Annotated in this window: 11 protein-coding genes; 8 read left to right on the plus strand and 3 right to left on the minus strand. The window is 65.6% G+C overall.

The genetic code is table 11. The features are described from left to right. The 3 genes from HMPREF3105_RS03665 to HMPREF3105_RS03675 form a co-directional block, all read right to left on the minus strand. Positions 1-430: helix-turn-helix domain-containing protein (locus HMPREF3105_RS03665; RefSeq protein ID WP_210401423.1), on the minus strand; the 430-nt coding region annotated here is incomplete at its 3' end. Between the two features lie 45 nt (positions 431-475). Continuing rightward, complete coding sequence (locus tag HMPREF3105_RS03670; RefSeq protein WP_020627589.1) at positions 476-934, minus strand: DUF5709 domain-containing protein; 459 nt, start codon at positions 932-934, stop codon at positions 476-478. Further along, positions 931-1467, minus strand: coding sequence for a carboxymuconolactone decarboxylase family protein (locus HMPREF3105_RS03675; RefSeq protein ID WP_020627590.1), 537 nt, complete (start codon positions 1465-1467; stop codon positions 931-933). The genes HMPREF3105_RS03670 and HMPREF3105_RS03675 overlap by 4 nt, the downstream gene beginning before the upstream one ends. Positions 1468-1720: 253 nt before the next feature. Between HMPREF3105_RS03675 and msrA the strand changes: the two genes are divergently transcribed. The 8 genes from msrA to HMPREF3105_RS03710 form a co-directional block, all read left to right on the plus strand. Next, positions 1721-2221, plus strand: a complete 501-nt coding sequence (msrA, locus tag HMPREF3105_RS03680) for a peptide-methionine (S)-S-oxide reductase MsrA (protein ID WP_043281847.1) — start codon at positions 1721-1723, stop codon at positions 2219-2221. 24 nt (positions 2222-2245) lie between these two features. Then, on the plus strand, positions 2246-2641 hold the full coding sequence (locus tag HMPREF3105_RS03685) for a GNAT family N-acetyltransferase (protein WP_083325287.1): 396 nt from the start codon (positions 2246-2248) through the stop codon (positions 2639-2641). A gap of 28 nt (positions 2642-2669) precedes the next feature. After that, positions 2670-3050 (plus strand): thioredoxin, encoded by a 381-nt coding sequence (gene trxA / locus HMPREF3105_RS03690; RefSeq protein ID WP_020627593.1) that lies wholly within the window; start codon positions 2670-2672, stop codon positions 3048-3050. After that, positions 3050-3538 (plus strand): carboxymuconolactone decarboxylase family protein, encoded by a 489-nt coding sequence (locus HMPREF3105_RS03695; protein WP_020627594.1) that lies wholly within the window; start codon positions 3050-3052, stop codon positions 3536-3538. Before trxA ends, HMPREF3105_RS03695 begins: the two co-directional genes overlap by 1 nt. 255 nt (positions 3539-3793) lie before the next feature. Beyond that, positions 3794-4567, plus strand: a complete 774-nt coding sequence (locus HMPREF3105_RS12605; protein ID WP_168167988.1) for an AraC family transcriptional regulator — start codon at positions 3794-3796, stop codon at positions 4565-4567. 240 nt (positions 4568-4807) lie between these two features. Further along, a complete protein-coding gene (locus HMPREF3105_RS03700; RefSeq protein ID WP_070708795.1) occupies positions 4808-5896 on the plus strand; it encodes an ImmA/IrrE family metallo-endopeptidase in 1089 nt (362 codons plus the stop codon). After that, complete coding sequence (locus tag HMPREF3105_RS03705) at positions 5896-6810, plus strand: bifunctional DNA primase/polymerase (RefSeq protein ID WP_020627596.1); 915 nt, start codon at positions 5896-5898, stop codon at positions 6808-6810. The genes HMPREF3105_RS03700 and HMPREF3105_RS03705 overlap by 1 nt, the downstream gene beginning before the upstream one ends. Further along, on the plus strand, positions 6807-7208 hold a 402-nt coding region (locus HMPREF3105_RS03710), incomplete at its 3' end, for a DUF2637 domain-containing protein (RefSeq protein WP_141762421.1). The genes HMPREF3105_RS03705 and HMPREF3105_RS03710, both read left to right, overlap by 4 nt.

The following is a 7208-nucleotide window of genomic DNA, read 5'->3' on the forward strand; positions in this document are numbered from 1 at the left end:
CCGCCGTCAACCCCACCACACCCAACGGCAGTCGGAAGAAGTCCCCGATGACTCCTTCGTCGAAGGCGTGGACGTAGGGGCTCGTGCTCGGGTAAACGACGATGCTGCCCGGGGTCATCACGGTCTGGTCATCGCCACGGCGCAGCATCGACCGGTTGCCGCGCTGGAAGACCACGAACAATGACTCGTCGTCGTCCGACATGATCATCCGCTGGGGACGCATAGCGAGGGCAGCCAGCGAGGGCACCGTCTTGACGGACAACGCTCTCAGCTGCCCGATGTCTTGGTAGGACACGTTCACATGCGCCTCGCGGCCCTGCGGGTCGAGAGTCAGGTCCGTCTGGACGAGGTTCTCGCAGAGCATCGTGCGGATCGTCTCCACGCGGTCACGTGGATCGATGCTGCGCGAGTCCCATGTCTGCTGCATCATTACAGCCTCCGCCGGTCTTCCGGGCTTCCCCGGTCTGATTCCAGACTATTGCCGGTCATAGTCGCCCTCGTCGATGACGACATGGATAGCCGCTTCTTCGGCGGAGGCGGCACCGTTGTCGATGCCGATGTCGGAGGCCCAGAAGTCGGAGGATGGGTCTGGGTTGCCGGGTTCGGTCCAGATCAGCCGTCCAGCGCGTACCGATCCGACCTGGTCGTCAAGGATCTCGCCGTCCGTGCCGATGATGTCGCCGATCCCGTCGCCCATCGGCTCTTCGGGTTCGTACTCCGGCACCTCACGCGCCAAGCGAGCCGCCAGCGGCTCCCGGGCACGTGCTTCGCGTGCAGTGAATCCCCACGACAGTTCGGATGACCGCCGCTCCGGTGGAGAGTATCCCGGGCCGTCGTCATCGGAGTCTTCGCCGAGAAGATCCGAGTCCAGGCTCTCATCCGGCGGAAGCAGATCGAACTCGATGTCCTGCCCACTGAACGATCCGTCAGTCATGATGGGTTCCCTTTCTTTCCCCTGACGCCTGGTCTCTCGGCGTCGCGAGCAGACTCTTCACCACCGGGCGATACCACCGGCACGGAGCCTTGTGCGAGCTTCAGCCTCGTCCACACGTTCATGTTGATGACGACGGCTGCGATCTCCGCGATCTCACGCTCATCGAAGAACACCGTCAGCCCTTGATGCATCTCATCGAAGTGCTCGTGCTCGTAACGTGTCAGCGCTTCGCAGTACGCCAGTGCGAGTGCTTCGGAACCGGAGAACATCGTGCTCTGCCGCCAACTCGCCAGGTGCGCCACCATCGCCGCGCCGATTCCTACTTCCACGGCGATACGCGTGTGCAGGATCAGGCAGTACGAGCACGGATTGATCTGAGCAACCCGCAATCGGAGAAGGGCAGCGAGGCGATCACCGATCGACAACTTCGCCGTGTACCCGAACCCCGCAGCCATCTGCTTCGCAAGTTCGTGGAAGTCAGAGAGATCCGGGTCAAAGCGCACATTCTCGAAATCGATCTGCTCTGATATCACGATCTCTCCTCACCGTAGGGCACGGTTCGCTGGCTTGCCGGAGTTCCGACGCCTCCTCCGACGGTAGATCCGCTTCTCTGCCCTGTGTGGCCTGCCCCTGCAGAGAGCTGTCTTCTCCCTGCAACCGCCCGCTCCGCTTCCGAACGCCGCAGGTCGCAGACATTACGCTGCACAGCCAGGCCACCTGGACAGCACCCGGCTCCGTATCGTGACCCGAAGGGGCGTGCTGCCCGCCGTGAAGAGAGAGAAGACGATGCCGACCTCGAGAGTGATCCTCGCCAGCGGCTGCTTCTGGGGAGCCCAGGAGCTCTTCCGCTCACTCCCGGGCGTCGTGAGCACCCGCGTCGGATACTCCGGCGACGACGACACCCCCAACGCAACCTACCGGGATCACGGGGATCACGCAGAAGCCCTCGAAGTGATCTATGACCCCTCGATCATCCGATTCCAGATACTGCTGGAGTTCTTCTTTCAGATTCACGATCCCACCACTCGGAACCGTCAGGGAAACGACATCGGGCGCAGTTACCGATCAGCGATCTTCACGACGACCGAGGGACAGAGGAAGGTCGCCTTCCACGTGATCGAAGCGATCAACGCTTCCGGCCGCTGGCCAGGAAAAGTCGTGACAGAGGTGGGCGAAGCCGGCCCGTTCTGGGAGGCCGAACCCGAACACCAGGACTACCTGCAGAAGCACCCCAATGGATACTCGTGCCATTTCATCCGACCCGACTGGGTACTACCGGGCCGCTGACCGAGATCTCGCGATAGGAGACACATGAAACATCCCGACGGAATGATCGGCTTGACCGCGACCGACGCCGACACTGACCTCCCGGCTGCATCCTCGGACGCAGTCGAAGACTTCGTCATCACTGAGAACGTCGAGTCCGAGCTGTACGAAGCGACCGTGAACGGCAAGCTCGCCGCCGGCCTGCTCTACAGCAGAACCGGCGACCGGGTGCTTCTGCTCGCGACGTCCGTGTTCCCCGAGTTCCGCGGAAAGGGAGTCGCGGCGCGACTCCTTGGAGGCGTCCTCAACAGTCTCCGCGAGGACAAGAAGACCGCGACGGTCTCGTGCCCCTTCGCCGCCGCGTACATCCGCGCTCATCCGGAGTATGCGGATGTCGTCGACACGCGGTTCCCTGGCAACCCCCACGGACACCACCACTGATCGTCATACGCACAAGAGGAGAACCCACATGGCAACCGTCGAACTGACCGAGGACAACTTCGAGGTCACGATCAATCAGAACGACATCGTTCTCGTCGACTTCTGGGCGGACTGGTGCGCACCATGCCATCAGTTTGCGCCGGTCTTCGAGAAGTCGTCGCAAGACAATCCCGACATCGTCCACGCGAAGCTCGACACGGAGTCGGAGCAGCGCATCACTGCGGCGGCCCAAATCACCGCGATTCCCACTCTGCTCGCCTTCCGCCAGGGGTTGCTCGTCTTCAGCCAGGCCGGCGCCCTACCGCCCACTGCCCTAGCCGAAGTGGTAGAGAACGTCAGAGGACTCGACATGGACGAGGTCAGGAAGGACCTCGACTCCGATGGCGGCTCGGCCAAGGATGATCGCTGATGTCCACCTTGCATGGAGCACGCCCCTACATGGACAAGGCCGTCCCAGAAGCATGGGAAGCCGCGTCTGCGTTCGCGACCGCTGTGTCTGAAGCCGCATCGCAACGCGGACTCACTCCCGCCGAGAGCGAGTTGATCAAGGTTCGGGCGTCGCAGTTGAACGGATGCGTCTTCTGCCTCGATCTGCATTCGCGGCAGGCAAGGCGCGCAGGCGTCAATCAGCAACTACTCGACATCTTGGCCGCCTGGCGCGAGTCGCCACTGTTCAGCGATCGAGAGCGCGCCTTGCTCGCGATCGCTGAAGCAGCCACCCGGCTCCCCCTCGACGCCGCCGTGAATGTCGAGCTCGCGCAGGCCCGAAGCACCCTCTCCGAGGCGGAGTTCGCGGCCGCGGAGTGGGTCGCCGCGGCCATCAACATGTTCAATCGGATCTCGATCCTCAGCGAACATCGCGTGCGACCACGCGACTCGGAAGGCAAGCTGAGCTGACGGTGTGCCGTGCGCAGCGTGGCCGCTACGCCAGAGGACGCGTTCGAGGCCGCACATGACTTGCCACCCGCTGCGCCCCTCAGGTTCACGCGCCCCTACGCAGCGGTTCGGGCACCAGGAGATATCGCGGCCATAGAGATGGTGCGTACGGTCCCGTCAAGCCGTACCGTGTTCCGGCACGCGAAGATACTCAACGTCGTTGAGGGCTCCTGCGCCCTAGAGACTGCTGAGAGCATGCACGTCCTGCGTCCTGGCATGTCTCTTGCCCTCGGCACCGGCAAATGGTGCCGCGTGCGCCCATCCCCGTCCGTACGCATCTGGGCCATCTACGCCGACGAGCAGTTCTGGCGCACCCAGATGGCATGGTTCCTCCCTGACGCAGAACGAGTGATCGCAGGAGTACACCCCCTCGAGTGGGACGGCCGCGCAATCGTCCTTGCGCCAGGTATCGCTGTGCTGCGGCATGTCGAGCCGATATGGCGACAGATGAGCGTACTGCGCAGCGGGACCCACTCGCCCGAAGTCGTCGCGACTCACACTCTCGAGCTTCTCGCACGATGGATGAGGCTGATACTGCCGACTTTTCTGGACGAAGCGCCGGACACCCTCACGACACCGTGGACACCCATCAATGGACGACTGACCGACACCGGATCTATTGGCTACGTCGGTCAGGCAATCCGGTTGCTTCGCGGGCGCATCGCAGAGCCGTGGACCGTTGGAGCGCTCTCACGCGAACTCTCCCTCTCACGGACCCACCTCACCCGCATGTTCGTACAGTACGCCGGCGCCGCACCAATGCGTCTACTCACTGAACTCCGGCTCACCGAATTCGCGCGGCTCATCGAAGAAACCGACATTTCCGTAATGCGTGCCGCAAGCGAAGTCGGGTGGAGCGATCCGCGCGTAGCATCCCACTGGTTTCTCCGTCGCTACGGCATCACGCCGACACAGTACCGGCGCACACCACATACGGTTCCTGAGGATCGACAAAGCCACGCTATCGCTGTCAACGACACCAGCCGGTAACCTCTGCGGACTCGTCGTATGAACCGCTCCACTCGACGCGTGTCCCACGTTTCGCCGGCGACGTCGACAGGTCTTGGACTGCCGTGTAGAACACGTCAAATACGTCGGGTTCATCGCGGAGCCTGACGGCCACAGGCCCAGTCCGTTGTCCGTCTCTCTTCTTCCTGATCCGCCCGGCGCACCTCATGGTCGCAAGGGTCAACGGCTTGTGCCGTTGGCCTCGCCGGGAGGAGGTCATTGATGGCGACGGACGAGGAGGCGCGAGCAGCGCGGGATGCGCGGCTCCAACAGCTCCATGAGCGGCTAACGGCTGCAGTCGATCAGCTCGTCTCGGGTGAGGACTGGAAGCGTGCGCTGGAGTTCGCGGCCCGGTTCCGGGCGAAGTCGTTCAACAACACGCTGCTGATCTGGGCTCAACATCTCGATCTCTACGAGGCAGGTCGCACAAGCGCGCCAGAGCCGACCTTCGTGGCCGGTTACAAGCAATGGAAGGCGCTGGGTCGCTCTCCGCTGGCAGGCGGGTCGATGCAGATCTTCGCCCCGCTGATGGCGCGGTTCGCGTCCTCGACACCGCAGAACCCCGGATCATGGCGCCGCCTGGACAGGTACGAGAAGCCGAAGCCCGGAGAAACGGTCCGGTCGAAGATGGTCCGCGCGATTCCGGTGCGTGTCTGGGACGTCTCGATGACCGACGGCCCGCCGATCCCTGAACGCCCGGCGCCGACGCTGATGGAAGGCCAGGCACCGGACGGCTTATGGGAAGGGCTATCGGCACTGGTGGCGGCCGAGGGCTTCGCGGTGCTGCGGGTCGAGCACGAGGGGATGATCCACGGCGCGAACGGCCTGACCGACTTCCAGGCGCGCACGGTCGCGGTGCGGACGAACATGGACGACGCCGCGCAGGTGAAGACCCTCGCGCACGAGCTCGCGCATGTGATGCTGCACGGCCCCGACAGCCCGGATGCGACCGGGCATCGAGGCGTCGGCGAGGTCGAGGCCGAGTCCGTGGCGCTGATGATCGGCGCCGCGCATGGCATGGACACCACCGCCTACACGATCCCGTATGTTTCGGGCTGGGCGGGCACGGTCAAGGACAAGGACCCGGCCGAGGTTGTGCAGGCCACCGGCGAGCGTGTCCGCAAGGTCGCCGTGACGATTCTCGACGCGCTACCCACCGTTCAGGTCGGCACGGGCGACCCGCCCGGCCTGTCCCGTGAGTCGACTGGGACTTCGCGTGTGGCTGGCTCTAAGCGGATCGCACCCCAGTCGGTGCCGGGCGAGTCGGCGCGTTCGTCGCGTCCTGCGGACGTCGCGGTGAGGAGCCTGTGATGAGCGTCGCCAGCGTCCTCTCCTCGGTGTCGACCCTTCCATTGCCACAGGCCGCCGCGCTGCTCGCGGCTGCTGGGGTGCCTGTGTTGCCGTGCGTGCCGGGCGCGAAGAACCCGCTGTTGAAGCCCGATGAGGAGAACCCGGAAGCGCAGCCCGGCGGGTTCCACGCGGCAACCATCGATGCCCGTCAGGTGGCGGCGTGGTGGCGGCGGTGGCCGTCCGCGAACATTGGCATCCCGACCGGCGCTGTCTCCGGGGTCGTGGTCGTCGATGTGGATCGCAAGCCCGGCGGTGACGGGTTCGCGGCGTTCGAGCGCTCCCGCCGTGCCGGCCTGGTGCCGGGATGGCTGGCCGCGGTCAGGTCGGCGTCGGGCGGGGCGCACTTCTACTTCCCATCCGACCCGGACCGGCCGCAGCGGTCGTGGCAGGCGGCGAAGGCGCATGTGGACTTCCGCGGCGACGGCGGCTACATCATCGTCCCGCCCTCGGCCGTGACAGGCGCCGGCTCCTACGAGTTCGTCGCCGGTGCCGACCGTGCGCCCGCACCGGTCGATGCGGCTCGGCTGCGGGACTTCCTCGACCCGCGCCCGGAGCCTGCCCCGCACCAGGTACGCGGCCCGATCCGGTCGGAAGATGCCACACGGCTGGCCGCGTGGGTCGGGATGCGCGCCGAGGGCGAGCGCAACCGCGGCCTGTTCTGGGCATCGTGCCGTCTCGCGGAGGCAGGCATGTCGCTGCCGGAGATGGTCGACGCGCTTGCCCCGGCCGGCGAACGAGTCGGCCTTGCGCCGCGAGAGGTCGAGACCACGATCCGTTCTGCGTACCGCGTCGCGCACGCCCGGCCCGCATCCGTCGTCGGGCAGGGCGATGCGCCGCAACGGCCGGTGCGGCTCACGGGGCAGGTGCTCTTATGAGTACCGCGGTACGGACGCGGGGCGGCGGGGTCGCGGTCGTGACGGCCTTGGCCGGGACGGTGTTCATCGCGGCCGGCGCGTTCTGGCTCTCGTTCACCGCCCTCGCGGACCTCGCTCGCCGCTCGGGCGTGGATGCCGGGCAGGCCTGGGCGTGGCCGCTCATCGTCGACGGGATCATCGTCGTCGCGACGGTCGCTGTCGTCGCCCTCGCGAGCCAGCGGTCGGCTTGGTACCCGTGGCTGCTGCTCGCGGCCGGTGCGCTGGTGTCGGTGACGGCGAACGCGATCCACGCCGTCGTCGCGGCCGACGCCGACGTGCCCAGCGTGCTCGCCGCGTGTGTGGCGGCGGTACCGCCGATGGTGCTGCTGGCTGTAAGAGGTCATGACGTTGTTGACTCG

The sequence above is a fragment of the Micrococcus sp. HMSC31B01 genome (assembly GCF_001816085.1).
GTDB classification, from domain to species: domain Bacteria; phylum Actinomycetota; class Actinomycetes; order Actinomycetales; family Micrococcaceae; genus Micrococcus; species Micrococcus luteus.

Bases quoted from the DNA above. Each gene is read 5' to 3' on its own strand.
- HMPREF3105_RS03700 (WP_070708795.1), top strand. From the start codon at position 4,808: ATGGCGACGGACGAGGAGGCGCGAGCAGCGCGGGATGCGCGGCTCCAA.
- msrA (WP_043281847.1), top strand. From the start codon at position 1,721: ATGCCGACCTCGAGAGTGATCCTCGCCAGCGGCTGCTTCTGGGGAGCC.
- HMPREF3105_RS03695 (WP_020627594.1), top strand. From the start codon at position 3,050: ATGTCCACCTTGCATGGAGCACGCCCCTACATGGACAAGGCCGTCCCA.
- HMPREF3105_RS12605 (WP_168167988.1), top strand. From the start codon at position 3,794: ATGTCTCTTGCCCTCGGCACCGGCAAATGGTGCCGCGTGCGCCCATCC.
- HMPREF3105_RS03670 (WP_020627589.1), bottom strand. From the start codon at position 934: ATGACTGACGGATCGTTCAGTGGGCAGGACATCGAGTTCGATCTGCTT.
- HMPREF3105_RS03705 (WP_020627596.1), top strand. From the start codon at position 5,896: ATGAGCGTCGCCAGCGTCCTCTCCTCGGTGTCGACCCTTCCATTGCCA.
- HMPREF3105_RS03685 (WP_083325287.1), top strand. From the start codon at position 2,246: ATGAAACATCCCGACGGAATGATCGGCTTGACCGCGACCGACGCCGAC.
- trxA (WP_020627593.1), top strand. From the start codon at position 2,670: ATGGCAACCGTCGAACTGACCGAGGACAACTTCGAGGTCACGATCAAT.